This window comes from Caballeronia ptereochthonis, from assembly GCF_001545075.1.
In the GTDB taxonomy this organism is placed as follows: domain Bacteria; phylum Pseudomonadota; class Gammaproteobacteria; order Burkholderiales; family Burkholderiaceae; genus Caballeronia; species Caballeronia ptereochthonis.
The window spans coordinates 63685-90167 of sequence record NZ_FCOB02000005.1 but is presented as its reverse complement, the minus strand read 5'-3'; the positions used below and the strand labels follow the sequence as shown (position 1 = coordinate 90167).

Genomic DNA, 26483 nt, shown 5'->3' with positions numbered 1-26483 from the left:
AATGCGCGGGACAATTCGAAGCGGACGGGAAGCGTAATGAAACTCGAGCGGCAGCATCGCAGGCATCCCATCGCGAAGCGCGCCGCAGTCGCCTTCTCCTTCCCTCGCATCGCCTCTCATGGCGACCACCCAGCCGCCGACGCGCTTCACCTTCCGCGATCAAACGAACTATCTGCAGTGCTTCCGACTCGGGCGTCGACTGCGTTTTCAACCGCTTCGCGGCCCGCGCCACGTATCCGCATGAACCGGGCCGCCGGGCTTCATCTCGTTTCATCAATCGATAGGAGACGTTCATGGTTCGAGCTCGTGCATGTGCCTTGTCGCTGGTATTGTCCGCGCTAACCGTCGCGTGCTCGTCCGCATGGGCGGGTGTCGATCTCATCGCCATCGGCAAGTTGAGCGGCAACGCCGTCGACCGCTCGAAGGCGACGGCCGCGCCGCTCGAAAACGGCGCGCCGGGCAACCTGCTCGGGGGCCTCGGCTCGGGCCTAGCCTACGCCGGTTGCGACACGTTCCTCGCCGTGCCCGACCGCGGCCCGAACGCAATCTCGTACAACAAGGCCATCGACGACACCGCGTCGTACATCAACCGCTTCCAGACGCTGATCCTGCGTCTCGAATCCGGCGGCAAGGGCGGCGCGCTGCCGTACACGCTCGATCCAAAGCTCGTCGACACGACCCTGCTCCATACGCGCGAGCCGCTCGTCTACGGCGACGGCGCGGCGGCGGGCGTTGGCAACGGCGCGCCCGCGCTCAACGCGGCGAACCATACGCACTACTTCACCGGCCGTTCGGACAACTTCACGCCGACGCAGCCTTCCACCTATCCGCGCGATGCGCGCCTCGATCCGGAGAGCATCCGCGTGGCGCGCGACGGCGCGAGCGTCTTCATCTCCGACGAGTACGGTCCCTACATCTATCGCTTCGATCGCCGCACGGGCGAGCGCATGGCGGTATATCGCGTACCGGCGCCGTTCGCGGTGACGACGCTTTCCCCGATCGGCAACGACGAAATCAGCGAAAACACGTCGGGCCGCGTCGCGAACAAGGGCATGGAAGGTCTCGCGATCTCGCCGGACGGCGACGCGCTCTTCGGCGTGATGCAGAGCCCGCTCCTGCAGGACGGCGGCACGAATGGCGCGTACACGCGCATCCTGCGCATCGACTTGCGCACCGGCAAGACGACGCAGTACGCCTATCCGCTCACGAACATGGGCACGGCCGACAAGCCCAACTATCCGACGATCAGCGATATCGTCGCCGTGAACGATCACGAGCTGCTGCTCGACGAGCGCGACGGCAAAGGACTCGGCGACGACTCGACGGCCAGGATCAAGCGCGTGTATCACGTCGATACCTCGGGCGCGCAGGACGTGAGCCAGACGAGCGGCGAGAGCGGCCTCGCGCCCTATGCGCTGCCGAAGACGCTTTTCCTCGATGTCGTCGGCGTGTTGAATGCGCATGGCATCGCGTCGACCGAGATTCCCGCGAAGCTCGAAAGCCTCGCGTTCGGACCGGACGTGCGCGTCGGCGGCGTGCTCAAGCACACGCTGTTCATCGCGAACGACAACGACTTCATCGGCACCGTGACGGACACGAATCATCCGAACGGCATCGACAATCCGAATCAGTTCTTCGTGTTCGCCGTCGATCCGGCGGATCTGCCGGGCTATGTCGCGCAACGCCTGCCCGGCACGCATGGCCGCGACGACAAGGTCTGCCGCATCGACCGTGACGATCACGATGATCACGACCACGACGGCCACGGTCACGGCAGGTAGCGCGGCCCGCAACAAGCGCTTGTCCACAGTTTCGGTGGACAAGCGTGGAGATAACCTGCGAAGCGCGCGCCTATCCCGTTGACGGACAACGCTTTCCCGTGTGCGTTCACGAAATGCGCCGGCGCGTCCGCGCGGTCTGCGGTGGCATAAACCGTATATACTGTTTTCTTCACACGACGAGGAGAGAACGGATGAACACACCGCAAGTCAAGGCGCCGACCAAGAAGGCGTTCCACTTCCCCAAGGGCGCCGACGACAAGGCCCAGGCGCCCGCGAAGGTCGAGGGCAAGGCCAGCAGAAAGACGGAAGCGAAGGCAGCCGCCACGCCCAAGACCAAGGCGAAGGCGTCGGCCACGGCGAAGGCGCCGGCCGCGAAGGCGCCCGCGGTCGAAGCCACCGCTGCAAAGGATGCTGTCAAGAGCCCGGCGAAGCCCGACGCAAAAACCAAGCGCGTGAAGAAGGAGAAAGTCGTGCGCGACAGCTTCACGATGCCCAAATCGGACTACGCGAAGATCGCCACGCTCAAGCAGAAGTGCCTGAACAACGGCGTGCGCGTCAAGAAGAGCGAACTGCTGCGCGCCGCGCTCTCGCTGCTCGACGCCGCGCCGGACAAGCGCCTCATCGCCGCGATCAAGGCGCTGGAAACGGTCAAGACCGGCCGCCCGGCGAACGCCTGAGCGTCATGCGCTCAGAGATGTACTGAAGAGCCGGTAAAAAGCGGCGGCCAGCGCGATCGACGCGGGCAGCGTCAAGCTCGGCCGTCGCGCGCTGCCCGCGGACGGTTCTTCTTCGCCTCCTCGTAAAGCGCGGGCCGCGCATCAACTGATTCATCGAACCACCAGCGATGATCGAGCCGATCAGCGCATGCGAGCGCGACGAGGGCAAGCCGAAGGACCGCATCGCAAGGTTCGCGTGACACTTCCACGACGCGCAGCAGACATGCTGCCGCGGGCGCGAGCACGCTTTCACCGGAAATTCCCGGCGTTGTCATATGGATGACATTCTGCGTGCCTATGGTTTCGGCCAGCACCCATTGGACCATCGGCGGGGACCGCCGGCGCATGACGAGAAACGCAAATAGAACAAAAAGTCCTGCGATACAAGTGCACACCGAGACGATGACATCAAATTTCGACCCCGCGCCCGCACGAAAGAGCCTCAGCACTTCGCTCGATCCTCAATCCGCCGCGACGCGCATCCGCGTCCCCGATCCCTTCTCGCTGCGCGATCAACCCGTCGCCGATGCTTTCGTCATGCTGACGGCGCCGCTCGCGGCCGAAGCGTTCCTGCAGACCGAGCAGATGGCCGAGCGCGCCGACGCCGAATTGCTCGATCGCCTGCGCTCGACCTTGCGGCGCCTGCGCGCCCTGTGGTGGGCGTTCGAGCCACTGCTCGACGAGAAGGAGGCGCGCGTCGTGCGCAAGCGCTTCAAACGTCTCGCGGATATCGCGGGCGAGTCGTACGAAATCGATGCCGCGTGCGATCTGCTCGACCGTGCGCGCAAGGACTGCGCGCGTCTGGGGCCCGTCGTGCGCACGCTGCGACAGGAGCGGCGCGAGGCGTCGGTGGCCATCTGCGTGACGATCCGCAAGGCGCACGTCGACGTGCTCCTGCGCCGCGCACTCGCCGATGCGCGCCGATGCCTCGAGACGCGCGGCGGGGATCGCACGCTGGAAGCGTTCGCACGCCAGCGCGTCTCGCTCGCCGACGACCTGCTCAGCAAGCGAGAACTTCGCGCGGCCAGGATGAAGCGAGTGGATGCCAAGACGCTGCGCAGCATCGAGGAGGCGGCGACCAAACTGCAATGCCTGCTCGAACTCTTCGCGCCGGTGCTCGAACGCGGGCATCGGCACACGATGGCGCATCTGAGCGCCGCGCAAGCCGCGCTCGGCAAGCTCAACGACGTGCTCGCGAGCGAGGCCGTCGTGCGCCGCGTCGCTCCGGCGCTCGCCGACAAGCACGCGATCGGCGAGGCGGTGCGCTGGCTGGACAAGGAACGGCGCGGCGAATCGCGCGCCGCGGTCAAACGCCTGCGCTCGCTGACTCATCACGCCTGAGGCAGCACCCGCCCCCTCCTTTTGTCCGTCCTCGTGCGGCGGCGTCGTTCCCTGCTACGGGCCGGCATCGTCATGCGGGTTTCGCGTGCGACGCGGCAGCGGCATTCTGAACGCATGGCAGTGGCATCCGCCGACGCCTTCCGTCATCGATACCCGCACAGGGAGTTCGCCATGTACTTCGGAACACTCGTCACGCAGACGCGCAAGGAACAGGAAAACTGGGAGCGCGACATGGACGCCTCGCGCACCGTCACGCCGAGCCGCTGGCATGCGCTCTGGCGCCGGGTTGCGCGACTGTTCGGCTGATCGGTCATGAGCGGCTCGAGCGGGTGTCGCAACGCACAAGAGCAAAGGCATCGCGCGAAAAGCGCCGTCACACACCGCTTTGCCCGACGCCCCAGGAGCAGCATCCGAACGCGATCCCATCTCAGCGTTCGCTTGCAGTCAGCATTCGAGACCTGAAACAGTTCGCCGCCGAACCGATCACGTTTGCGCGTAAGGTTGGTTAGTGCGCACAACGCGATTATCCCGATTCCTTTTCGATTCGAATCGACTATCCTTATCAATGTCGTAAGAGGTGGGTCGCACGGCCGCTGCGCCCTGCCATGTGCAAGATTCGATCGAGCATTATTAGAGGCACAGCCAACACGGCGCCCACTGCTCTTACGACACTCCCCTCTCTATCTGATCCGCTGCTTCCCCTTTCGATATCGTGATGATGAGCGTAGATGCTCCGCCGTGAGTAATGCGCAATGCATTTTTCGTTTGCATGTCTAACTTATTTGACGTACGCCTGTCGGTGAATGAGGCGAGCGTCAGGGAAATGTTGGAATCGCTCTCGTCGCGCATCTGGCGCGACGAGCCCGGCGTGCAGTCGTACCGAGGAAAAAAGCGGCCCTCGAAGATCAAGGGCCCGGGCAGCCAAAGGGAGACACAATAACTCCGGGCTTAGGCTTTCCAGGCGATTGCCCAGAGGCGTATTATCGCCATCGCGCTTTTTCTATCCTGCTGGCCTCGATTTGCCCGGCATTGCGAATGAGATCCCGCACTGCTTCGGCGTTGCGGATACCACTCAACCAAACCCCAACGTAAAGATTCGAGCAACCAAACATCCTGGGCAGAAGCGGGCTTTGAATTTGGCCCGCACCAAGCTTGTGCAGTTCGTATGTGTTGGTCACCTTGCTGAAAATACCAGACTCAATAATCAAGCGTTGCGAGGACATCTTGTACCTGATGCTCTTTAGTCTCAATGCCCAAGCAAGGTGTTTATAGAGCTGACAAACAATAATCAAGATGCCAATCCATTTCACGACGTAATACCAGGTATCGTCGCTCTTACCTGCTGAAGTTGCCTGCGCCGCAGTTCGACCGTTCGAGGCGCCTTCGTTAGATGCCACATTAGCCTCACTTGCCGAGTTTGCACCCTTGCTGCCCGCACGGACTGTCTTTTTGCCACGGGAGTGCTTATCAGACTCGGTTTTTTCAACCTGAGCCGGTTGGACAATATCGGCTTTCGGTGCCGAAGCAGAAGGCGAAAGAACCGCCAGGACGGCCAACCAAATGAGAACAAGAATAAGCCACTTGAGCACACTGGACAGCATCAGCGCCAAGGCCGGCGAGTCTTGCCATACCATAGCCTCAGGGTCATAGTTTAGAAGCTGTTGCGCAATGGCGGTAACACGCGCATCACCTATACTTGATTCGGCATGCGTTACAAGATTGTCAACGTGATGAAGAGGTAACACGCCGTCTCGATTGGCAACCGCGCCCTCATCAGAGTTACCCACAATATCAGAAGCTCCGCTCATTTTCAATGAAAAATAGATTTTATAAAAGATAGGCACAAATGTGCTGTGCAGTCACATCGAATAGTTCAGCCAAAATTCGAGCTAAATATTTATTTTGAAAGAATGGTCTCGCCAATTTTCCCGGGATATTTCCCCTGCTTTTCCGCTTCGACGAATGTGGTCAGAAAAAACTTCATTTCCGCGTTGTCATTTGCAAAACTCAAAGCGGTTTCCCCTTTGCTGTCCGGGGCGCCCGGATGAATTGCCGCGGCCGCCAGAAAAAGGCGAACCGTCAGGAAATCATTTCGGCGAGCGGCATCCACGAACTGGTCCTGGTCATAGAATTTGAAACCCATCGCGGTAAGTTCCTTGCGCGCGCCCAGCAATGAAAGGTCAACACCGCCATCCAATTGCGACGCCGCCTGGGCCTGAGCTTGCGGAGCAGGCGCCACAGGCGCAGGGCGTTGTGGCGCCTGAGCAGCCAGCTCCGCATCCGTCAGAGGCGGAATCAGTTTCGCCACGACATCCTTATCCGGCTCCTCGATCGGCAGACCGGGGGCCTCAATGCGCACTACCAATGTGGTCGGCAGCTTCTTCTTGATTTCCTCGATATTTTCCTTGAGCTGACCGGCGATTCGCTCGCCGTCGCTGCCGCGAATGGCCTTTGTAATGCCGTTGAACAACCCGCCAGTCAAAGACTCGGTCTTGCGCATGACGTGAAAAATCATCTCGACCTTCACGCCGCCTTGAAAGGCATACAGACAGGAGCGCAGTGCCTCGCGGTTGAAATAAAATGCGTTCTGTACCGGGGGCGGCGTTTTCGTGATTTCCGCGTAAGAGCCGTCGCACGAATAGTCGGTTGCGGGGGCGCCCTGGATAACGACCTGCTTCTCGACTGGAGAGCCCGGCCTGACTGGCAGCGGCGCCGGAATCGGGTGGTAATTCAAGCTGGTCGGAATGGCGAACTGAGTGATTGCGTCTTTCACCTGCTCCGCCGCTTGCTGCGGCGTCACGTCGGAGATGACAAGTACCGCCTTGCCTGTCTGGATATTGAGTTCGTCTCGAATATCCTTTGCTTGTGCTTGGGAAATCAATGCTGCCGAGCCGAGAAGGAGTAGGAAGGTTCTTTTCATGAGCACCATAAAGTCGAACAGGTTGAGACACTTGGCACACTTCTGATCTGGACTGCCTTCCGCTAGCTGAAAAGCAGGCATACAGCCATCCGGGTCTGCAGCGGGCCAACATCGACATTACGGATGAATTTCGGGAAACTTTAGGCGCACCTGACGAGATACGATGGCAAGGCCCGGATTTGCAAAATAGCTTAGTCAAACTCCAGCCCTTCTCCCTCGATTTTGGTTATTTGACTGGGCCTGATTCCTCTGGACAAAAGGGTCTGTCGCGAATCGGGCGATAAGGACGAACAAAACAATTGCATCGAATTCGCGCAGATTTACGTCCAGGATTTTCCTGCAAGGAACGGACGTGATATGACTGTGGCAATCGAATTCCGCAACGCGCACACGTCAGTTTTTTTCGAGGTAGCTGGCTCGCAGCGTCGCCGTGACGGGTTTGCGCAAGCGACCGAGCATTTGTTTGAGTCGTGCCGGAACAACCAGGCTTCGATGCGGCCTGTTGAGGAAATCTGCTCGAGGCCAGAAAGCAAAAAGCCGCTGATCCCCTGAGAATCAACGGCTTGGAATTTATTCTGGCGGAGAGAGGGGGATTCGAACCCCCGATAGGTTTTACCCTATACACGCTTTCCAGGCGTGCGACTTAAACCACTCATCCATCTCTCCGGAAGTCCGCGATTATACCAAGTTCCCGCGACCGCGCCAGCCCCTACGGATGGCGAATGTAATCCACGAGCGCGCGCGTATAAGCATCGGGCTTGCGATCGAAGAGACTCACCGCGATGGCCACCGTGAACCCCGCCGGCACGCCGAACACGCCGGAACTGATCGGCTCGATGCCGAACCAGCGCGGCCCCGCGAAACCGGTCAACTGCATGAAGAACGGATACGTCGACACGATGTAATACACGCACACGACGAGCCCGGCGATCATCCCGGCGACCACGCCGCGCTGCGTCGTCCGCTTCCAGAACACGCCCAGCACGAGCGCCGGAAAGAGACTCGACGCCGCGAGCGAAAACGCCGCCCCCACCAGAAAAAGAATGTTCCCCGCGTTGAGCGACGCGACATACGACGCCAGAAGCGCCACCCCGAGCAGCAGAATCTTCGAGATGGTCACCCGCCGCTGGCTGGAGGCGCGGCGATCGACCATGCAGTAGTAGACATCGTGCGACAGCGCATTGGCGATCGTCAGCAGCAGCCCGTCCGCCGTGGACAACGCCGCCGCCAGCGCGCCCGCCGCGATCAGGCCGGAGATCACATACGGCAAACCCGCGATCTCGGGCGCCGCCAGCACCACCATGTCCGGCTGCATCTGGATGCCCGCCCAGCGCACGATGCCGTCGCCATTCACGTCGCTGATGCGGATCAGATACGGCTCCACGCGCCGCCACTGCGTCACCCATTGCGGCAGATCCGCGAAGCGATGACCGACGAGCCCCGTCAGTATCTCGTGCTTGATGAGCACCGCGAGCACCGGCACCGTCAGGTAGAACAACGCGACGAAGAACAGCGTCCAGCCGACCGAGCGCCGCGCCGACGCCACCGAGGTCGTCGTGTTGTAGCGCGTGAGGATATGCGGCAGGCTCGCCGTGCCGATCGACAGACACAGCAGCAGCGACAGAAAGTTCACCTGATGCACGCGCGGACTCTCGTCCCCCGCCGAGCCCGGCGCGAACGCCTCCGCCATCGGCACGGGCGCGGCGACGCGCTCGGTCAGCGCATCGCGTTCGCGCGACCATTTGGCCTGCGCATCGACCGGATCATGCGGAAACACCGCGAGCTCGCGCTCACGCTCGTTGATCTCGCGCAGCGGCCCGTTGTGTCGCCGCAGTTCTGCGATCTCGGCAACGAGACGCGCGCGCTCGTCGTGGAACGACTGCGGCAGCGCGTCGATGCGTTGCTGCATCTGCGCCGCCTGGCGCTGATAATCGGCGCGCACGCGCGCCTCGTCAGGCGAGACCGCGACCGCGCGCTCGAGCGACTCGACGCGCTCCATCACGCGACCGTAGTTGAACTGCGGCAGCCAGCCGAGCCCTTCGCGATGCGCGATCATCGACACGGGAATGAGCATCGCGCTGATCAGGATGATGTACTGGGCCACTTGCGTCCACGTCACGGCGCGCATGCCGCCGAGAAACGAGCACACGAGGATGCCCGCGAGCCCGCAGAAGATGCCGATCGAAAACTCGATGCCGATGAAGCGCGACGCGATCAGCCCGATGCCCTGGATCTGCGCGACGAGATAGACGAAGGAACAGAGAATCGCCGCGATCGCCGCGAGCGCACGCACGAGGTTGCTGGAGAAGCGCGTGCCGAGAAAATCAGGAATCGTGTAGCGCGCGAGCTTGCGCACGTAGGGCGCGAGCAGGAACGCGACGAGGCAGTAGCCGCCCGTCCAGCCCATCACGTAGGCGAGGCCGTCGTAGCCGCTCGCGTAGATCGAGCCGGCCAGCCCGATGAACGAAGCCGCCGAAAGCCAGTCGGCGGCGGTCGCCATGCCGTTGAAGGCGGAAGGCACGCGCCGGCCCGCGACATAGTACTCGACGAGATCCGACGTGCGCGACAAGAGGCCGATCACCGCATACACCGCGATCGGCACGAACAGGAACACGTAGCCGATCCACATGCCCGGTCCCGTCGTGCGCTCGATGCGCTCCATCAGGAAGATGAACAACAGGAAGCCGAGCGTATAGAGCGCGTAGTAGACGATGAGCCGGTTCGTGAGCTTCATGCCGCGTCGCCTTGCTCCGTCCTGGCGACGCGCAACAGACGCGCATCGGCGAGCTGCATCAGCACGATATACACGACGATCAACGCGACATAGACGAGAATCGCGCCCTGCGCGCCGAAATAGAACGGCAATGGAAAACCCGCGATGCGCAGGTGCCCGAGGCGTTGCGCGAAGAGCGGCAAGCCGAAGGACACGACGAAGCCGATCGTCATCAACACGCCGATCAGCGCGACGTTGAAACGCCAGTACGCGCGATGCGCGCTCGCCATCGCCACCGACACGGACGGCGGGGCGGCAGACGTCGGAAGGGAGGAATCGGCGGGAGATATGGCCATGCGGTTATTTACCAAAACCGCATGGCGTCGGCAATAAGGATCGACCGCGCCGCTCGATGAGCGGCAGCAGCCGGAACTCGATCAACGCGCTTCGCCGAGCTGATCGAGAATCGCGGGATTTTCCAGCGTGGAGACGTCCTGCGTGATCTCCTCGCCCTTCGCGAGCGAGCGCAGGAGACGACGCATGATCTTGCCGGAGCGCGTCTTGGGCAGGTTCTCGCCGAAGCGGATGTCCTTCGGCTTGGCGATCGGACCGATCTCCTTGCCGACCCAGTTGCGCAGCTCGGTGGCGATCTGCTTCGCTTCATCGCCCTCCGGACGCGCGCGCTTCAGCACGACGAAAGCGACCACGGCCTCACCGGTCGTATCGTCCGGCCGGCCGACGACCGCCGCTTCCGCGACGATCGGGTTGGCGACCAGCGCCGATTCGATCTCCATCGTGCCCAGACGGTGGCCGGAGACGTTCAGCACATCGTCGATGCGGCCCATGATCGTGAAGTAGCCCGTCTCCTTGTCGCGCACCGCGCCGTCGCCGGCGAGATAGAGCTTGCCGCCCAGCTCCTCGGGGAAGTAGCTCGACTGGTAACGCTTCGGATCGCCCCACACGTTGCGCAGCATCGCCGGCCACGGACGCTTCACGACCAGAATGCCGCCCTGCCCGTTCGGCACGTCCTGACCGGTCTCGTCGACGACCGCGGCCATGATGCCCGGCAGCGGCAACGTGCAGGAACCCGGCACCAGCGGCGTCGCGCCCGGCAGCGGCGTGATCATGTGGCCGCCGGTTTCCGTCTGCCACCACGTATCGACGATCGGGCACTCGCCGCGACCGACGTTCTCGTAGTACCACATCCACGCTTCCGGATTGATCGGCTCGCCGACCGTGCCGAGCACGCGCAGCGTCGACAGGTCGTAGCTCTTCGGATGCACCTTCGCATCCGCTTCCGACACCTTGATGAGCGAGCGGATAGCCGTCGGCGCCGTGTAGAAGATCGTGACCTTGTGGCGCGCGATCATCTCCCAGAAGCGGCCCGCGTGCGGATACGTCGGCACGCCTTCGAACATGACCTGCGTGGCGCCGATCGCAAGCGGCCCGTACGCGATGTAGCTATGCCCCGTGATCCAGCCGATGTCCGCCGTGCACCAGAAAATATCGCCCGGCTTCATGTCGAAGGTCCACTTCATCGTCTGCGCGGCCCACAGCAGAATGCCCGCCGTGCTGTGCTGCACGCCCTTAGGCTTGCCCGTCGAACCCGACGTATAGAGGATGAAGAGCGGATGCTCCGCGCTCACCCACTCCGGCTCGCACTTCGTCGATTCGTTCTCGACGATCTCGTGCAGCCACACGTCGCGCCCTTCGTTCCACGCGACCTTGCCGCCCGTGCGCCGGTATACGATGACATCCTTCACCTTCTCGCAGCCGCCCGCGGCGAGCGCTTCGTCAGCGATGCTCTTGAGCGGCAGCGCCTTGCCGCCGCGCATCTGCTCGTCGGCGGTGATGAGCGCGACCGCGCCGACATCGACGAGACGCTCGTTCAGCGACTTCGACGAGAAGCCGCCGAACACCACCGAATGCGTCGCGCCGATGCGCGCGCAGGCCTGCATCGCGACCACGCCTTCCACCGACATCGGCAGATAGATCACGACGCGGTCGCCCTTCTTCACGCCGCGCTTCCTGAGCGCATTCGCCAGGCGGCAGACGCGATCGAGCAGGTCCTGATAGGTGACGTTGGTGACGGTGCCGTCGTCGGCTTCGAAGATGATCGCGTTCTCGTTGCCGCGGCCCGCCTCGACATGACGGTCGAGACAGTTGTACGACGCGTTGAGCTCGCCGTCCTCGAACCACGTGTAGAACGGCGCCTTCGATTCGTCGAGCACCTTGGTGAACGGCTTGTGCCACGAAAGCGTTTCGCGCGCGAGGCGCGCCCAGAAGCCTTCGTAGTCGCGCTCGGCTTCCGCGACGAGCGCCTTGTAGGCGTCCATGCCGGAGATTGCCGCGCCCGCCGATGCCTTGGCGGAGGGCGGGAACACGCGTTTTTCATGAAGAACCGATTCGATCGCAGACATCGACAACCCCTCTGATGGTGATTCCAAATCCGGCGGCGCGCGCACCGCATGTTATGAGATTCGATAGCCGGAAAGCAGATGATGTTCCCTGGCCGAACCTTGTCTCCTTATACCGTGCCGTCGCGGCACGGCAGATGTCACAGCACATTCGTCTGCCATGACATCCCGCAATGACTTCAAGATAAGCCGCCCAACTTACCCGCTTCTTACGTGAACCGGCCGATCAGCACGGGGTATACACGGAGTCCGCGCGGCTTCTACAATGCGTCCCCACAATCGTAACTGAACTCTTCGTGCGGTATCCAGCTTGAATCGCTACGCCTTTCTTTTGATCGCGGCCATGCTGCTCGTCGGGAGCAACGTCGGCATCGGCAAGTCGATCGTCGCCTCCGTTCCCGTTCCGCTCTTCGCGCTCCTGCGCTTCGTCATCGCGCTCGCGGTGCTCTGGCCTCTTTTCAGGCCGGCGAAGATGAAGCGCGTCGCGCGCGGCGAATGGGTCAATCTCTTCCTCCAGGCGTTCTTCGGCACCTTCGGCTTCACCCTGCTGATGCTGAACGGCGTCGCACGCACGAGCGCGGTCGCGGCGGGCGTCATCACGAGCACGATTCCGGCCGTGGTCGCCCTCTTCGCGTGGCTCTTCCTGAAGGAGAAGCCGAGCGGACGCGCGTTCGCTTCGATCGGGCTCGCGATCGCGGGCATGCTCGTCATCAACGTCGCGCAAGGCGGCAGCGGCGCCCCGGGCTCGCTCACCGGCAATCTGATGGTGCTCGGCGCGGTGTGCTGCGAGTCGCTCTATGTGATCCTGTCGCGGCGGCTCACGCAGACGCTGCCCGCCATCGAGATCTGCGCGTACACGCACGGCATCGGACTGCTGCTGATGCTCCCGCTCGGCGTGAGCTCGCTCGCCGGCTTCGACTGGAGCAGCGTCGATACCGGGATCTGGGCGCTCGTCGCATGGTACGGACTCTCCGCCAGCATCTTCTCCTTCTGGCTGTGGATGAAAGGCATTCGCCACGTCGACGGCAGTCTCGCCGGCGTGTTCTGCGCCGTGCTGCCGGTCGCGGCGGCGCTCTACGGCATCGCGTTCCTCGGCGAGCGGCCGACGCCCGCGCACGGCGTCGCGCTCGCGTGCGTGGTGACGGGCATCGCGCTCGCGAGTCTCAAGGCGCGGCCGGGCGCATCGCTGTCGCAAGAAAGGGAGGCTTGAGGCGTCCCGTCGCCGGATTTCAGTTGCTTCGGGCAGCAACCAGCACCGACGCGTTACAATAGCGGGCTTCCTGCGCGCGCCAAGCCCGTAATTCCGCGCCTCACACGTTCGATCCCGTCCAAACCTCCGACCGGTCCGACTTCGCATCGACTGACAAGCCGCCCATGTCCGCTCCCAAGCACACCCCCGCGTCCGTTCAACCCGGCACGATGAAGGCGCTGCCGAAGATCATCTTCATGAGCCGCTGGCTGCAGGTGCCGCTCTATCTTGGCCTGATCATCGCCCAGGCAGTCTACGTCGTGCTGTTCCTGAAGGAAGTGTGGCACCTCGTCACGCACGCGATGACGCTCGACGAAACCAACATCATGCTCGTCGTGCTCGGCCTCATCGACGTGGTGATGATCTCGAACCTGCTCATCATGGTGATCGTCGGCGGATACGAGACCTTCGTGTCGCGTCTGGGCGTGGAAGGCCACCCCGACGAGCCGGAATGGCTCGATCACGTCAACGCGGGCGTGCTGAAGGTGAAGCTTTCGATGGCGCTCATCAGCATCTCGTCGATCCATCTGCTGAAAACCTTCATCAGCCCGGATCAGCACACGTTCCATACCGTGATGTGGCAAGTGATCATCCACATCGCGTTCCTCGTGTCGGCGCTCATCATGGCGTACGTCGACCGGCTGACCACGCACACGCATCCGAAGCACTTCCACAGCGAAACCATCGCGCCTCGAAGCGCGCTCGACTGAAGCGTCTCAGAACGCACGCAAAGAATTCCGTCCCCCAGCAGAGCCCAAGCCATGACCGTCATCAAACAGGAAGACCTGATCCAGAGCATCGCGGATTCCCTGCAGTACATCAGCTACTACCATCCGCTCGACTACATTCAGGCGCTCGGCCGCGCCTACGAGCTCGAGGAGAGCCCGGCAGCGAAGGATGCGATCGCCCAGATCCTGACCAACAGCCGCATGTGCGCCGAAGGCAAGCGCCCGATCTGCCAGGACACCGGCATCGTGACGGTGTTCGTGAAGGTCGGCATGGATGTGCGCTGGGACGGTGCGACGATGAGCGTCACCGACATGATCAACGAAGGCGTGCGCCGCGGTTACCTGAACCCGGACAACGTGCTGCGCGCATCGATCGTGAGCCCGCCCGAAGGCGGCCGCAAGAACACGAAGGACAACACGCCGGCCGTGATCCACTACGAGATCGTGCCGGGCGACAAGGTCGATGTTCAAGTCGCGGCCAAGGGCGGCGGCTCGGAGAACAAGTCGAAGTTCGCGATGCTGAACCCGTCGGATTCGATCGTCGACTGGGTGCTCAAGACCGTCCCGACGATGGGCGCGGGCTGGTGCCCGCCCGGCATGCTCGGCATTGGCATCGGCGGCACGGCCGAAAAGGCGATGGTCATGGCGAAGGAATCGCTGATGGACCCGATCGACATTCAGGACATCATCGCGCGCGGCCCGCAGGACTGGATCGAGGAGCTGCGCGTCGAGCTGCACGAGAAGGTGAACGCGCTCGGCATCGGCGCGCAGGGCCTCGGCGGCCTCGCCACCGTGCTCGACGTGAAGATCATGGCCGCTCCCACACACGCGGCATCGAAGCCGATCGCGATCATCCCGAACTGCGCGGCGACACGCCACGCGCACTTCACACTCGACGGCTCGGGCGCCGCGAAGCTCGACGCCCCGCCGCTCGACGCCTGGCCGAAGGTCACGTGGGCGCCGAACACGGAAACCAGCAAGCGCGTCGACCTGAACACGCTGACGCCGGAAGAAGTCGCATCGTGGAAGCCGGGCCAGACGCTGCTGCTGTCGGGCAAGATGCTCACGGGCCGCGACGCCGCGCACAAGCGCATCGCCGACATGCTCGCCAAGGGCGAGAAGCTGCCGGTCGATTTCACGAACCGCGTGATCTACTACGTCGGCCCGGTCGATCCGGTGCGCAACGAAGCCGTCGGCCCGGCGGGCCCGACCACGGCCACGCGCATGGACAAGTTCACCGAGATGATGCTCGCGCAGACCGGCCTGATCTCGATGATCGGCAAGGCGGAGCGCGGCCCGGTCGCGATCGAGGCGATCAAGAAGCACAACGCCGCGTATCTGATGGCGGTCGGCGGCGCGGCATATCTCGTGTCGAAGGCGATCCGCGAAGCCAGGGTGCTCGCGTTCGAAGACCTCGGCATGGAAGCCATCTACGAGTTCGACGTGCAGGACATGCCGGTGACCGTCGCTGTCGATTCGAATGGCACGTCGGTGCACAAGACCGGTCCCGCCGAATGGCAGGCGAAGATCGGGAAGATTCCGGTCGCGACGGCCTGAGCCCGGTTTAATGGCGGTTCATGCCGCCCGTGACCGACAGAGCCGGGCAACAGCGCCCGGCTCTTTTCTTTGGACAGACTGCCCCGATAAGGATTTTCATTCTCAGTTTTGTCTGAAACAAAAAATTTCTACTCAACCTTGGCATTGTCCCGCTCAAGGTTTATCGTTGCTTAGTGCCCCACGTCACAAAAAAGGAACAACCATGCAAGGCGACGCGAAAGTCATCGAATATCTGAACGCGCAGCTGAAAAACGAGCTGACGGCGATCAATCAATACTTCCTGCACGCCCGGATGTATCAGCACTGGGGCCTGGAAAAGCTCAACAAGCACGAGTACGACGAATCGATCGGCGAGATGAAGCACGCCGACTGGCTCATCCAACGCGTGTTCATGCTCGACGGCCTGCCGAACCTGCAGGACCTGCACAAGCTTCTGATCGGCGAGGAAACCAAGGAGATCCTCGAGTGCGACCTGAAGCTCGAGCAGATTTCCCAGTCGACCTGCAAGGAAGCCATTGCCTATTGCGAGTCCGTGCGCGATTTCGTCTCGCGCGAGATCTTCGAAAAGATCCTGCACGACACCGAAGAGCACATCGACTGGCTGGAGACGCAACTGGATCTGATCGACAAGGTCGGCATCCAGAACTACCAGCAGTCCATGATGGGCGATCACGAATAAGCCTCGCGCATCAATGTCCGCCGGCGCCGTTCCTCCGACGAATCCGACCCTGCGCGCCCCGCTCGTCATCCACGACGCGCGCGCGCCGGTCGGCATTTTCGATTCCGGTCTGGGCGGTCTGTCCGTCCTGCGCGCCGTGCGCGCGACGCTGCCGCACGAGCGCCTGATCTATGTCGCCGATTCGCTCCACGCGCCCTACGGCGAGCGCGACGACGATTTCATCGTCGACCGCACGATGGCGATCGGCGAGTGGCTCGTTGCTCAGGGCGCGAAGGCCCTGGTCGTCGCGTGCAACACGGCTACCGCGCAGTCGATCGCGCTCGTGCGCGAGCGCCTGCCGATCCCTCTGGTCGGCGTCGAGCCGGGCGTGAAGCCGGCCGCGGCCCTCTCCAGAACGCGCGTCGTGGGCGTGCTGGCCACCGCGGTCACGCTGCGCAGCGCTCGTTTCCAGGCGCTGCTCGACCGCTACGCGGGCGACTGCCGCTTCATTTGCCAGGCGGGGCACGGCCTGGTCCAGGCGGTCGAACGCTGCGATACGTCATCGCCGGCGCTGATGGCGCTGCTGGAAAGCTATCTCGCGCCGATGCTCGACGCCGGCGCCGACACGCTCGTGCTCGGCTGCACGCATTACCCTTTCCTCGATCGCGCGATCCGCGACATCGCCGGCGAGCGCTTGCAGATCGTCGATACCAGCGTCGCCATCGCGCGGCAGCTCGAACGTCTGCTCGACGTTCACGCGCTCCGAAGCGGCACCGCGCCGCCGGACGCATTGCCGCGCTTCTGCTCCACCGCCGACGGCGAATCGCAGCGCCAACTCGCAGCCTCCCTCCTTCAGCTCGACGCCCGAGTCGAGCACGTGTGCATTCCTTCGCGCCGCACGCGCCTCGCCGAACCCGACATCGTCTGAGGGTTTTCTCGCGCGCAAGCCTTGGGCGCCGCGCGCTTTCCCCCGCCAGACAAGGCGCCTAGCAATAAACTCGCTAACTTGCCCGCTCTGTTACAAAAAACACGGAGCCGCGCTTGCAAAGGCGCCCATACTGAATGATAATAATTCGCATTAACGCTAGCTATCGCGAACGACCATGATTGTCTGTGTCTGCAAATCAGTGTCCGACCGTAAGATCCGAGCCTCCATCGCCGAGGGAATGGATTCCTTCGAGGAACTGCAATTCGAGCTTGGCGTGGCGCTGTGCTGCGGCAAGTGTGAAGCAACCGTTCGCGACGTGATGGCACAAAGCGGCGTCTGCGCGTCGCGCTGCGGAGTCGAGCAGCGCGAGCACGTTGCGCCGCTCACGTTCTACGAGCGCCAGGCTGCCTGAAGCATCTCGCGCGGCCCATGGCGCGCCCGGTCGACGGCGCCACCGGCGCCGTCGGTCTTTTGATCGCCTCCCGCAAGCCAGGTCGCCTTCGAATACCCGGTCACTTTAGCCAGCCGCGCAACCCTTGATCCCCGGAGGGAAAGATGGAATTGCTGATCGGTTTCGTGGCCACCCTGTTTATCTCCCTGCTTATTTTCCGAAAATGACGTCTGGTTTCTTCCGCGCCGAGCTTGTGCGTTCGTTGGAATTCGAGCTGGAACGCAGCGTTATCAGCAAAAACACGCGCAGTACCGCAAGCAGCCAATAACAATGCAGTCCGCGCCCACCTCTCCCGCCGTTGTCCGGACGGCGCCGGCGTCGAATACCAGTCCGCGCGTGATCGCGGCTTGCGCGGCTGTCGTCGTGATTCACGCCGTGCTTCTCGGCGTCGCGATGACGATGCGCAACGAGCCGCTGCCGCGTCCGATCGAAGCCAAGTCGATTACGGCGCAACTGATCAGCGAGACGCCGCAGCCCGCGCCGCGATCCGTCGCGGTGGAAACGCCGCCGCCTAAACCGATCCCGAAACCGGTGCCGAAGCCGCTGCCCAAACCGAAGGTCAAACCCAAGGTCGAGCCCAAGCCCAAGCCCACGCCGATGCCGGTGACCGAGGCGCCCTCGCAAATCGCCGCGCCCGCCCCCGAACCCACGCCGCCCGCTCCGCCTCAACCCGCCCCGCCGCCGGCCGCGCCGGCGATCGGCAAGCCGAGCATGGATCTCGCCGCGCCGAAGAACGTCGCCCATCTCGGCTGTAACATCGCGCAGCCAGACTATCCGGCGATGGCAAAACGTCGCGGCGAAACGGGCACGGCCGTCGTGCGGCTGACGGTCGGCCTGTCCGGCAAGATCGAAAACGTCACGCTGCAGAAGAGCAGCGGCTCGTCGCGACTCGATGATGCCGCGCTCGATGCGGTGCGCGGCAGCGCGTGCAGCCCGTACAAGGAAAATGGCGAAGCGATTCGCGCAACCGCCACGGTGCCATTTGTTTTCAGTCTCAACGACTGACCGGTTCATTCAGATACAAGGAAAGAGAAATGCAAAACTACGGGATTGCGCACGTCTGGGCGCAAGGCGACTTCGTGACGCGGGGTATTGCGCTCGCGCTCGTCATCATGTCGGTGCTTTCGTGGACGGTGATCGTCGTCAAGGCGTGGAACGTCGTGCGCCTCAAGCGGCTCACCAAGAACGCCGAGCAGGCTTTTTGGCACTCCGACGATTTCAGCGACGGCATCAAGAAGCTCGGCAGCCAGTCGTCGAGCCCGGCTGACAACCCGTTCCTCGCGCTGGCGCTCGCGGGCCAGGAAGCCGCGGACCATCATCATCAGACGCAGCCGCATCTGCACGACCGCATGGACGTATCGGACTGGATCACGCGCTGCCTCAAGGACGTGATGGACGAAGGCGTCGGCCGCATGCAGTCGGGCCTCGCGATCCTCGCGTCGATCGGCAGCACGTCGCCGTTCGTCGGCCTGTTCGGCACGGTGTGGGGGATCTACCACGCGCTGCTGACCATCGGCGCGACGGGCCAGACGTCCATCGACCAAGTCGCGGGCCCGGTCGGCGAATCGCTCATCATGACGGCGTTCGGCCTGTTCGTCGCGATTCCGGCGGTGCTCGGCTACAACGCCCTCACCCGCGCGAACAAGGGCATCGTCACAAAGCTCAACCGCTTCGCGCACGGCCTGCACGCGTTCTTCGTCACTGGCACGAAGCTCTCGTCGACCAAGCGCGCGACGAACGCTTCGTCCGACAGCCTGCGTCTCGCGACGCGCGCCAGCTAAGCGAAGGAGGCTCGCATCATGGCCATGAGCCCTTTCGCAGGCGATGAAGACGACGGCATGATGAGCGAGATCAACATGACGCCGCTCGTCGACGTCATGCTCGTTCTGCTGATCATTTTCCTCGTCACGATTCCCGCGATGCATCACGCGGTCAAGATCGATCTGCCGCACGCGAGCAGTCAGCCGCAGGACGAAAAGCCGGCGCACGTGAACATCGCGATTCAGGCCGACGGCACAACGCTCTGGGACGACCAGCCGGTCGACGCCGCGACGCTCGCCGCGCGTATCGCGCAGGCCGCGCAGCAGAATCCGCAGCCGGAGATTCAGCTGCGCGCGGACCGCAAGGTGGCGTACGAGAAAGTCGCCGATCTGATGTCGGCGGCGCAGTCGGGCGGATTGACGAAGATCGGTTTCGTCACCGAGCCGAAGAACGGCAAGTAGCGCATCGCCGCGCCTGATCGGGCGCACCAAAGTAAAAGGCCTTCATCGTCAGATGAAGGCCTTTTTTCGTGCGCACTCGGCGCATTCGGGCGAGGCGGTTACTTTGGGTTCGTATAGCCAGAACCAGAAGTCCCGTCACATGCAGCAGCCGTGGTCGACACGGACAGTGCAATCAACCCTATCAGGCTAACTATCAGAGCAGCCGTCAGTTTTCGCATAGGAGCTCCTTAGCGAAAGAGACTTCAATATACCGCCGCGATTTTTGAGGTACAAGGCTCGCCCGATTGAATCTGACCATCGCAAGCGGGCGCTTCAATGCGATAACCCAATGAGCGCCGCCGGTGCGTTCAAACCGTTTCGCGTTCGGGATTTTCGTGAACAGGACATTCTCCGGGGAAGCGCTGCCCCCCGCCGATCGACTCGACGAGGAAATCCACGAATGCCCGCACCGCAGGAACCATGCCCTGACGCGACAGGAACACGGCATAGAGCTGCGGCGACGGAAACGTCCAGCCCGGCATGACGGGCGAAAGCTGGCCGGTGCGCAGGGGCGCGCCGTACATCATCTCGGGCAGCGCCGCGATGCCGACGCCGCGCATCACGGCCTCGCGGATCATCGACAGGTCCGCGGTAACGAGCCGCGGCTCGTGCTCGAACTCGTGGCGGGTGCCGTCCGGCGCGATCAGACGATAGACGTGGCGGCCGTCGGCCGAAGGCATGTCGATGGTGTCGTACTGGGCGAGATCGGCGGGCGTCATCGGCGGCGCGTTCGACTTGAGCAGCGACGGCGCCGCGACGAGCATCTGCTCCGTGCGCCAGAGCGGCCTCGCCACGACGTTCGAGCTCGCGGGCGGCTCCGAGCGCACGCGCAATGCGACGTCGATTGCATCCTCGAACAGGTCGACGACCCGGTTCGTCACGCGCAGCACGATGCGCACTTCCGGGTAGCGATGCATGAAATCCGGCATCACGGCGGACAGAAATGTCTGCGCGACCGTGACCGGCACGCTCACGCGCACGGTGCCGCGCGGCGAATCGCGCAGGCTCTGCACGACGTTGACCGCCGCCTGGGCTTCGGCGAGCATCGCCTGGCAATGCTGGTAGAAAAGCTGCCCGGCCTCGGTCAGCGCGAGCTTGCGCGTGGAACGCTGCAACAGACGCACGCCGAGCGATGCTTCGAGCTCCGACACCCGTCGCGACAGCCGCGACTTCGAGATGCCGAGCACGCGCTCGGCGGCCGAGAACCCGCCGTGCTCGACGACGTGCGAGAAATACATCAGATCGTTCAGGTCATGCGAGTCGGCTTTCATGGTCGCCCGGTGAGACTTGAAAGTGCGTGTTGACGCGGTTCGTTATCGCCGGCGGGACAATCCATTGCGCCGCGGCGTCTTTTACGGCCAAATGCGGCCCATATAATAGCTCTGTGTTTCAAATTTATCGCTATTCCCCTATTTCCGACGCGAGGCAACATGTCCACCAGCCGCAGCATCGAACGCATCATTCCGGCGACCCGCACCGTGGAAGGCGGCGGCTTCGTCGTGCATCGCCCGTTTCCGACCCGTCTTCTGATGGATTTCGACCCGTTCCTCCTGCTCGACGAGATGGGTCCCGCCGACTACGCGCCCGGCGAGGCGAAAGGCGCGCCGGATCATCCGCATCGCGGCTTCGAGACGGTCACGTACATGCTCGAAGGCGAATTCGGCCACAAGGATTCGGCGGGCCACTCCGGCACGCTGCGCCCCGGCGACGTGCAATGGATGACGGCCGGCGCGGGCGTCGTGCATAGCGAGATGCCCGCCGAGGAATTCACGCGCCACGGCGGCCGCGTGCACGGCCTGCAGTTGTGGGTGAACCTGCCGCAGCGCGACAAGATGATCGCGCCGCACTATCAGGAGATTCCGTCGGCGCAGATTCCGGTTGCGACGAGCGAGGACGGCAAGGTCAGCGTGAAGGTCATCGCGGGCGAGGCGCTCGGCGTGAAGGCCGCGATCGAGACGCGCACGCCGATCCTCTATCAGCACTTCTCGCTCAAGCCGGGCGCGAAGATCGATCTCGCCGTGCCGCGCGATTTCCGCGTGTTCGCGTATCCGCTTTCCGGAACGGCCCTCTATGGTCCGCAAGGCCAGCCGGTGCGCGCCCAGCAGATGGTAATCTTCCGCGACGACAGCGATACGATCTCGCTCGCCGCCGGCGACGAGCCCGTCGAGTTGCTGCTGATCGGCGGCGTGCCGCTGAAGGAGCCGGTCGTGCGTTACGGCCCGTTCGTGATGAACACCGAGGACGAGATCCGTCAGGCGGTGATCGACTATCAGGCGGGCCGCATGGGCGCGATCACGCACTGAGCGGCATCGCCCACGCGGCGCGGTCGAAATAAGCGTAACGGCGCGGCATGAACGGTCACATTGCGTCACAATGACCGTTCTGACCGCGCCGTTTTCGTCATTCTTGTATTCAAACCAATAGAGGAGCAGCGCATGGCCGGGCCTACCGTGACCGCCAGCATCGGCAACACCGATTTTCAAGTCCGTCTCGAAGACGGCACGCATTCGTGGATCGCCGACGAACCCGCCAGTCTCGGCGGTGGCAACACGGGACCGGAACCCGCCTCGCTCCTGCTTGCGAGCCTCGGCGCCTGCACGTCCATCACGCTGAAGATGTACGCGAAGCGCAAGGAATGGCCGCTGGAATCGGTGCACGTCGAGCTGTCGATGAAGAGCACCGCCGAAGGCACGAACATCGATCGCCGCATCGCGCTCAAAGGCGCCCTCAGCGACGAACAGCGGGAACGGCTCTTGCAAATCGCCAACGCGTGCCCGATGCACAAGGTGCTGTCCGGTGCGATTCACATCGCGTCCAGGCTCACGCCGCAGTGAAGCGTCGCACGCACCACGAACGTCCAAGGAAACCGTCGTCTTGAATTTCGAACACCTGATCCAGATCAACGATCCGCTCAATCCGCTCGTCGAGGCGCTCACGCGCGAGCAGCTTTGGGAAGGCCTGGTCCTGCGCGCCGAGCAGCCGCAGTTGTTCGTGCTGGGCCTGGACAGCTGCGACATCCTCTCGCGCGACGGCGACGTGATGGAGCGCGAGCTGCACTATGGCCAGGCCGTTGTGCGCGATCGCGTGACGCTCACGCCCGGCTCGAGCGTGCGCTACGACATCCTGCCGACCGCCGAATACGTCGGCGGCTCGCTGACGATGGAGATCGAGCAGCCCGACGAGCTTCAGCTCTTCCTGCGCTTTACCTACAGCACAACGCTGCCGGAGAAGGAGAATCCGAGTCAGGATGAGCTTCAGACGCAGGAGATCGTGAAGTCGGCCTATCGCGAGTCCGATATCGATACGGTGCGTCTGATCCGGCAATTCGCACACGGCCGCAACGACGGAAACCCGCTGCATTGAGCGTCTGGAGGATGCGGTAGTGAATGCTTCGCCACCGCATCGAGCCTGGCTATCAAAAGTTGTGCTTCAATCGGAAAGTCTGGTTGCAAATAGGAATAGTTATCATTTACTATAGGCCCATCGATTCAACGAACGCACATTTCCTGACATGACCGACACGCTGCGATCCTCCACGCTCAGGCTGCGCCGCCCGGCTGTCCGCGACGCCGCGATTACCCGGCCGAAGGCGGCCACCGTCACGACGGTTCATGTCGCACACGCGGCGGAAAGCAGCGGCGAACGGTCGCTGAAGAGCGACGCGCTGCTGCAGGGGCGCAGCCACGTGAGCATCGTGCATAACGGGGAGACCTACCAGTTGCGCGCGACTCGTCTGGGCAAGCTGATCCTGACGAAGTAGCGGAAAGAGCGGCAAGAACAGCAGTACGTACCGGGTATTGTGGGGACCACCTCGCCAAGAGGTGTTTGGCCTTAGCCAGCGAGGACGACTTGCACGCGAGAATTTAGACCCCTTCGTGCAAACACCAGCCAGTCGTCGATAGCAAGCGAAGCCGCTTTTTTTTTGGTTCCTGCGCCAATGCGATCCGCCGGCTCGAAAGCGGCAGCGCAATGATGATCGAATGAACGGCACGCCCTCATGAAGAAGCGCGTGCCGTTTTCGTTTGCGGCACAAAAAAAGCCGCAAGGAATCAGACGTTCTCGATCCCGAGCGCCGCGATGCCTGCGCGCGCGATCTGCGCATCCTGATCCGACTTCACGCCCGACACCCCCACCGCCCCGACGATATCCGCGCCCACGAAGATCGGCACGCCGCCTTCGAGCATCGCGGTCATCGGCGCGGAGAGGAACGCCGTGCGGCCCTGCTTGATCGTGTCCTCGTAGACCTTGGTCTCGCGGCGCCCGAGCACGGCGGTGCGCGCCTTGCCCGTCGCCATTTCGACGGTGCTCGCGCCCGCCCCTTCCAGGCGATGCAGATGCAGCAGATGCCCGCCATCGTCGACGATCGCAATCGTCACGTTCCAGTTGTGCTCCCTTGCATGCGCCTCGGCCGCGGCGGCCATGGCCTTGACGTCGTCGTCGGTCAGTACGGGTTTGGTTCTCACGTCAGGCTCTCGTTGCCGTGCGTGACGGCGTGGACGGTTTATCGGGTGAAGCCCCAGAACATCAGGTACCACGCGCTGTCCGCAACGGCCAGCGCAGCGACAAACCATACCATCGTGAGCAGGCGCGGAACAAGCGTCGACGCATAGCGGCTCGTCACGCGCCAGGCGAGCCACGCGCTCCATGCATTGGCGACGAAGAGCAAGCCGAGGCGCAGGTCCGTCACCCACCAGAGCGGCACGTGCTCGGCGCGCAGCAGCGACACGGTGGTCGCGGACAGGCCCAGGAACACCCCGCAGCCGGCGAGCGGAATCAGCGCGAGCGTCAGGTGATGCAGGCGCGTCGCGTTCAGCTTGCCGAGCATGCGCGCGCCCATCGCGAGGAGCGCGAGCAGCGCCGTGCCGTACACGAGCCCCGTCGCGAGGATATAGCCGATCACCATCGTCCCGTCGAGCCACGAGAAGACATCGTTCTGCTCCGGATAGTGCGTGAACAGGAACCACGGCGCGGTCGTGTCGAGCGGCCAGAGAATGTTGTGATCGATCAGCCAGGCCGCGAGATATTGCTTCAGATCGACGAACCACGTGCTCACCGTCCAGTGGAACGCGCCGATCGCGATGCCGAGCAGGCCGTACAGAATGAGGGTCGTGTCCCACGGATTCGCGGCCTCGTCGCCGAGCTTCACGACTTCTTCCGACGGCGAGCGCCAGGTGAGCGCGATCGCGTCGCGATGGCCGCTGCATCGGCCGCACATGTGGCAGTCGGCGGCGCCCTTCATGTTGCGCAGGGGCACGAGCGGCGCGCAGTTGATCGGAATCACGCGATGGCCATGCTCGCCCTGCTTGTACGAGCGGCGCCACGCGTCTTCGCTGACCTTGTAGTGGAACGGCGCGAGACGCGCGAGCAGCGAGAATACGCCGTTCACCGGGCACAGATACTTGCACCACACGCGCTTCTCGCGGCCGTACAGCACGCCGATGATCATCGCGCCCACGGTCGAGCCGCCGAGCACCAGCAGCACGGCTTTCGGATATTGATACACGCTGACCATCTGGCCGTAGATCGTCGTGAGGCCGAACGCGACGAAAGGCCAGCCGCCCCAGCGCATCCAGCGCGGAATCGCCCAGCCGCGGCCGAACTTGCTCGCGAACTCCGACAGCGCGCCTTCGGGACACAGCACGCCGCACCAGACGCGGCCGAGCATCACCATCGAGAGCAGCACGAACGGCCACCAGATGCCCCAGAACACGAACTGCGCGGCGAGCGTCAGGTTGCTCCACAAATGCGCCGAGCCATCGGGCAGCGGCATTACGGCGGGAACGATGATCAGCAACGCGTACACGGCAACGACGACCCACTGAATCGCGCGGATCGTGCTGCCGTGACGCTGCATCCATTGGCCGGCTTGCTGGAGCCGGCCGGGTCGAGGCAATACGGAGCTCATGCTGGACGGCTCGCCGCCTTTTGTTTTTGCGCCATCTGGTTGTTCGAACGGCGCAGCAGGAGATAGATGACGATCCAGTACACCGCGTACGCCACGAGGTTCATGCCCGCCGGATGCGCGCGATAGCCGGTGAGCGTGGCGACGAGCGAGCCGAAGGTGCTCGAATCATCGAGGATCGCGGACGTGTTCCATACCTGGTTGACGATGACCGGCAGCACTTCCATGTCGATCAGCTTGTCGACGCCCGTCTCGAAAAGACCGGCCGCGAGGAACAACAGCATGATCTCGGTGACGCGGAAGAACGAGCGCCAGGAGAAAATCTTGCCGCCGAGCTGCAGCACATAGAAGGTCAGCAGCGCGAGACCGAATCCAAGGATGATCGCCACGTACTGCGACACGTCGACGTGCCCCGATTGCCCGAAGCCGACGCCATAGAGGAACACGGCGGTTTCGCTGCCTTCGCGCGCGATCGCCAGCGCCACGAGCAGCGCGATGCCCCACCAGTGCCCGTCCTGCGTGCTCTTCTGCAGCGACGTCTCCATGTCGCGCTTCAACGTGCGGCCGTGGCGCTTCATCCACAGGACCATCTGCACGATCAGCACGCACGCGACCAGCACCATCGCGGTCTGAAAGTAATCCTGCGCGTTGCCCGAGAGCACTTCGGTGAACCCGATGAGCGCCGCGCCCAGCGCGACCGCCGCGAGCAGGCCCGCCGCGACGCCGAACCACAGATAAGGCAGGCCGCGGCGCGCCTGATGATCGCCGTTCTTCAGCCACGCGTAGAGAATGCCGACGACGAGCAACGCCTCGACGCTCTCCCGCCACACGATGAAAAGTACCTGCCCCATACCAGAACCT

At 63.3% G+C, this 26483-nt stretch carries 27 protein-coding genes and 1 tRNA gene; 17 read left to right on the top strand and 11 right to left on the bottom strand.

What is annotated here, in order from left to right:
• Positions 1-293 precede the first annotated feature (293 nt).
• Together AWB83_RS06710 and AWB83_RS06705 are read left to right on the top strand one after the other, a co-directional pair.
• Positions 294-1781 carry an esterase-like activity of phytase family protein gene (locus AWB83_RS06710; protein WP_087043552.1) on the top strand — a complete coding sequence of 496 codons (1488 nt, stop codon included), beginning with the start codon at positions 294-296 and terminating at the stop codon, positions 1779-1781.
• Positions 1782-1972: 191 nt separating this feature from the next.
• Entirely contained in the window at positions 1973-2458 is a 486-nt protein-coding gene (locus AWB83_RS06705) for a hypothetical protein (protein ID WP_087043550.1), read from the top strand.
• 71 nt (positions 2459-2529) lie between these two features.
• On the opposite strand, the gene AWB83_RS36945 is transcribed toward AWB83_RS06705, so the two are convergent.
• The gene (locus AWB83_RS36945) at positions 2530-2823 is read right to left on the bottom strand and encodes a hypothetical protein (RefSeq protein ID WP_159463021.1); all 294 of its coding nucleotides are present in this window, start codon (positions 2821-2823) and stop codon (positions 2530-2532) included.
• A gap of 76 nt (positions 2824-2899) precedes the next feature.
• On the opposite strand from AWB83_RS36945, the gene AWB83_RS06695 reads away from it, so the two are divergent.
• Both AWB83_RS06695 and AWB83_RS37530 read left to right on the top strand, forming a co-directional pair.
• Positions 2900-3838 carry a CHAD domain-containing protein gene (locus AWB83_RS06695; RefSeq protein ID WP_244197607.1) on the top strand — a complete coding sequence of 313 codons (939 nt, stop codon included), beginning with the start codon at positions 2900-2902 and terminating at the stop codon, positions 3836-3838.
• Positions 3839-4009: 171 nt separating this feature from the next.
• On the top strand, positions 4010-4144 hold the full coding sequence (locus tag AWB83_RS37530; RefSeq protein WP_279629079.1) for a hypothetical protein: 135 nt from the start codon (positions 4010-4012) through the stop codon (positions 4142-4144).
• Between the two features lie 674 nt (positions 4145-4818).
• Here AWB83_RS37530 and AWB83_RS06690 read toward each other — a convergent pair.
• The 6 genes from AWB83_RS06690 to acs form a co-directional block, all read right to left on the bottom strand.
• Positions 4819-5682, bottom strand: a complete 864-nt coding sequence (locus AWB83_RS06690) for a PH domain-containing protein (RefSeq protein ID WP_087043544.1) — start codon at positions 5680-5682, stop codon at positions 4819-4821.
• A gap of 53 nt (positions 5683-5735) precedes the next feature.
• Complete coding sequence (locus AWB83_RS06685) at positions 5736-6839, bottom strand: hypothetical protein (protein WP_087043542.1); 1104 nt, start codon at positions 6837-6839, stop codon at positions 5736-5738.
• Between the two features lie 495 nt (positions 6840-7334).
• Positions 7335-7424: transfer RNA gene (locus tag AWB83_RS06680), tRNA-Ser, on the bottom strand.
• Between the two features lie 43 nt (positions 7425-7467).
• Positions 7468-9492 (bottom strand): sodium:solute symporter family protein, encoded by a 2025-nt coding sequence (locus AWB83_RS06675; RefSeq protein ID WP_087043540.1) that lies wholly within the window; start codon positions 9490-9492, stop codon positions 7468-7470.
• Positions 9489-9827 (bottom strand): DUF4212 domain-containing protein, encoded by a 339-nt coding sequence (locus AWB83_RS06670; RefSeq protein ID WP_087043538.1) that lies wholly within the window; start codon positions 9825-9827, stop codon positions 9489-9491. The genes AWB83_RS06675 and AWB83_RS06670 overlap by 4 nt, the downstream gene beginning before the upstream one ends.
• Positions 9828-9908: 81 nt before the next feature.
• Positions 9909-11891 (bottom strand): acetate--CoA ligase, encoded by a 1983-nt coding sequence (acs, locus tag AWB83_RS06665; RefSeq protein ID WP_087043536.1) that lies wholly within the window; start codon positions 11889-11891, stop codon positions 9909-9911.
• 307 nt (positions 11892-12198) lie between these two features.
• Between acs and AWB83_RS06660 the strand changes: the two genes are divergently transcribed.
• From AWB83_RS06660 to AWB83_RS06620, 9 genes are all read left to right on the top strand, one after another.
• Complete coding sequence (locus tag AWB83_RS06660) at positions 12199-13098, top strand: DMT family transporter (RefSeq protein WP_087043534.1); 900 nt, start codon at positions 12199-12201, stop codon at positions 13096-13098.
• 164 nt (positions 13099-13262) lie between these two features.
• Positions 13263-13847, top strand: coding sequence for a TIGR00645 family protein (locus AWB83_RS06655; RefSeq protein ID WP_087043532.1), 585 nt, complete (start codon positions 13263-13265; stop codon positions 13845-13847).
• A gap of 51 nt (positions 13848-13898) precedes the next feature.
• Positions 13899-15422 (top strand): fumarate hydratase, encoded by a 1524-nt coding sequence (locus tag AWB83_RS06650; RefSeq protein ID WP_087043530.1) that lies wholly within the window; start codon positions 13899-13901, stop codon positions 15420-15422.
• A gap of 202 nt (positions 15423-15624) precedes the next feature.
• Positions 15625-16101: a bacterioferritin gene (gene bfr / locus AWB83_RS06645; protein ID WP_087043528.1), complete on the top strand. Its 477-nt coding sequence runs from the start codon at positions 15625-15627 to the stop codon at positions 16099-16101.
• A gap of 13 nt (positions 16102-16114) precedes the next feature.
• Positions 16115-17008, top strand: coding sequence for a glutamate racemase (murI, locus tag AWB83_RS06640; protein WP_244197606.1), 894 nt, complete (start codon positions 16115-16117; stop codon positions 17006-17008).
• Between the two features lie 175 nt (positions 17009-17183).
• On the top strand, positions 17184-17420 hold the full coding sequence (locus tag AWB83_RS06635; RefSeq protein WP_087043526.1) for a (2Fe-2S)-binding protein: 237 nt from the start codon (positions 17184-17186) through the stop codon (positions 17418-17420).
• Positions 17421-17729: 309 nt separating this feature from the next.
• A complete protein-coding gene (locus tag AWB83_RS06630) occupies positions 17730-18464 on the top strand; it encodes an energy transducer TonB (protein WP_087043524.1) in 735 nt (244 codons plus the stop codon).
• 29 nt (positions 18465-18493) lie between these two features.
• On the top strand, positions 18494-19240 hold the full coding sequence (locus AWB83_RS06625; protein ID WP_087043522.1) for a MotA/TolQ/ExbB proton channel family protein: 747 nt from the start codon (positions 18494-18496) through the stop codon (positions 19238-19240).
• Between the two features lie 18 nt (positions 19241-19258).
• The gene (locus AWB83_RS06620) at positions 19259-19681 is read left to right on the top strand and encodes an ExbD/TolR family protein (RefSeq protein ID WP_087043520.1); all 423 of its coding nucleotides are present in this window, start codon (positions 19259-19261) and stop codon (positions 19679-19681) included.
• A gap of 347 nt (positions 19682-20028) precedes the next feature.
• Here AWB83_RS06620 and AWB83_RS06615 read toward each other — a convergent pair whose 3' ends face one another.
• Positions 20029-20991 (bottom strand): LysR family transcriptional regulator, encoded by a 963-nt coding sequence (locus tag AWB83_RS06615; protein WP_087043519.1) that lies wholly within the window; start codon positions 20989-20991, stop codon positions 20029-20031.
• 159 nt (positions 20992-21150) lie between these two features.
• Between AWB83_RS06615 and AWB83_RS06610 the strand changes: the two genes are divergently transcribed.
• From AWB83_RS06610 to hemP, 4 genes are all read left to right on the top strand, one after another.
• A complete protein-coding gene (locus AWB83_RS06610; RefSeq protein ID WP_087043517.1) occupies positions 21151-22023 on the top strand; it encodes a pirin family protein in 873 nt (290 codons plus the stop codon).
• Between the two features lie 132 nt (positions 22024-22155).
• The gene (locus AWB83_RS06605) at positions 22156-22554 is read left to right on the top strand and encodes an OsmC family protein (protein ID WP_087043515.1); all 399 of its coding nucleotides are present in this window, start codon (positions 22156-22158) and stop codon (positions 22552-22554) included.
• 40 nt (positions 22555-22594) lie between these two features.
• Positions 22595-23083, top strand: coding sequence for an SRPBCC family protein (locus tag AWB83_RS06600; protein WP_087043513.1), 489 nt, complete (start codon positions 22595-22597; stop codon positions 23081-23083).
• A gap of 148 nt (positions 23084-23231) precedes the next feature.
• A complete protein-coding gene (gene hemP / locus AWB83_RS06595) occupies positions 23232-23480 on the top strand; it encodes a hemin uptake protein HemP (protein ID WP_087043511.1) in 249 nt (82 codons plus the stop codon).
• Between the two features lie 289 nt (positions 23481-23769).
• On the opposite strand, the gene AWB83_RS06590 is transcribed toward hemP, so the two are convergent.
• The 3 genes from AWB83_RS06590 to AWB83_RS06580 are packed head-to-tail and all read right to left on the bottom strand — an operon-like array spanning position 23770 to position 26473.
• A complete protein-coding gene (locus tag AWB83_RS06590; RefSeq protein WP_087043509.1) occupies positions 23770-24183 on the bottom strand; it encodes a GlcG/HbpS family heme-binding protein in 414 nt (137 codons plus the stop codon).
• Positions 24184-24221: 38 nt separating this feature from the next.
• The gene (locus AWB83_RS06585; protein WP_208636718.1) at positions 24222-25625 is read right to left on the bottom strand and encodes a 4Fe-4S binding protein; all 1404 of its coding nucleotides are present in this window, start codon (positions 25623-25625) and stop codon (positions 24222-24224) included.
• Positions 25622-26473 (bottom strand): FTR1 family iron permease, encoded by an 852-nt coding sequence (locus AWB83_RS06580; protein WP_087043504.1) that lies wholly within the window; start codon positions 26471-26473, stop codon positions 25622-25624. The genes AWB83_RS06585 and AWB83_RS06580 overlap by 4 nt, the downstream gene beginning before the upstream one ends.
• Between the last annotated feature and the right edge of the window lie 10 nt (positions 26474-26483).

Coding starts and splice junctions, on each gene's coding strand:
- AWB83_RS06655 (WP_087043532.1), top strand. CDS start 13,263: ATGTCCGCTCCCAAGCACACCCCCGCGTCCGTTCAACCCGGCACGATG.
- AWB83_RS06605 (WP_087043515.1), top strand. CDS start 22,156: ATGGCCGGGCCTACCGTGACCGCCAGCATCGGCAACACCGATTTTCAA.
- hemP (WP_087043511.1), top strand. CDS start 23,232: ATGACCGACACGCTGCGATCCTCCACGCTCAGGCTGCGCCGCCCGGCT.
- AWB83_RS06620 (WP_087043520.1), top strand. CDS start 19,259: ATGGCCATGAGCCCTTTCGCAGGCGATGAAGACGACGGCATGATGAGC.
- AWB83_RS06710 (WP_087043552.1), top strand. CDS start 294: ATGGTTCGAGCTCGTGCATGTGCCTTGTCGCTGGTATTGTCCGCGCTA.
- AWB83_RS06610 (WP_087043517.1), top strand. CDS start 21,151: ATGTCCACCAGCCGCAGCATCGAACGCATCATTCCGGCGACCCGCACC.
- AWB83_RS06695 (WP_244197607.1), top strand. CDS start 2,900: ATGACATCAAATTTCGACCCCGCGCCCGCACGAAAGAGCCTCAGCACT.
- AWB83_RS06670 (WP_087043538.1), bottom strand. CDS start 9,827: ATGGCCATATCTCCCGCCGATTCCTCCCTTCCGACGTCTGCCGCCCCG.
- AWB83_RS06650 (WP_087043530.1), top strand. CDS start 13,899: ATGACCGTCATCAAACAGGAAGACCTGATCCAGAGCATCGCGGATTCC.
- AWB83_RS37530 (WP_279629079.1), top strand. CDS start 4,010: ATGTACTTCGGAACACTCGTCACGCAGACGCGCAAGGAACAGGAAAAC.
- AWB83_RS06685 (WP_087043542.1), bottom strand. CDS start 6,839: ATGCCTGCTTTTCAGCTAGCGGAAGGCAGTCCAGATCAGAAGTGTGCC.
- AWB83_RS06705 (WP_087043550.1), top strand. CDS start 1,973: ATGAACACACCGCAAGTCAAGGCGCCGACCAAGAAGGCGTTCCACTTC.
- AWB83_RS06585 (WP_208636718.1), bottom strand. CDS start 25,625: ATGAGCTCCGTATTGCCTCGACCCGGCCGGCTCCAGCAAGCCGGCCAA.
- AWB83_RS06630 (WP_087043524.1), top strand. CDS start 17,730: ATGCAGTCCGCGCCCACCTCTCCCGCCGTTGTCCGGACGGCGCCGGCG.
- AWB83_RS06675 (WP_087043540.1), bottom strand. CDS start 9,492: ATGAAGCTCACGAACCGGCTCATCGTCTACTACGCGCTCTATACGCTC.
- AWB83_RS06615 (WP_087043519.1), bottom strand. CDS start 20,991: ATGAAAGCCGACTCGCATGACCTGAACGATCTGATGTATTTCTCGCAC.
- bfr (WP_087043528.1), top strand. CDS start 15,625: ATGCAAGGCGACGCGAAAGTCATCGAATATCTGAACGCGCAGCTGAAA.
- AWB83_RS06625 (WP_087043522.1), top strand. CDS start 18,494: ATGCAAAACTACGGGATTGCGCACGTCTGGGCGCAAGGCGACTTCGTG.
- acs (WP_087043536.1), bottom strand. CDS start 11,891: ATGTCTGCGATCGAATCGGTTCTTCATGAAAAACGCGTGTTCCCGCCC.
- AWB83_RS36945 (WP_159463021.1), bottom strand. CDS start 2,823: ATGGTCCAATGGGTGCTGGCCGAAACCATAGGCACGCAGAATGTCATC.
- AWB83_RS06580 (WP_087043504.1), bottom strand. CDS start 26,473: ATGGGGCAGGTACTTTTCATCGTGTGGCGGGAGAGCGTCGAGGCGTTG.
- murI (WP_244197606.1), top strand. CDS start 16,115: ATGTCCGCCGGCGCCGTTCCTCCGACGAATCCGACCCTGCGCGCCCCG.
- AWB83_RS06635 (WP_087043526.1), top strand. CDS start 17,184: ATGATTGTCTGTGTCTGCAAATCAGTGTCCGACCGTAAGATCCGAGCC.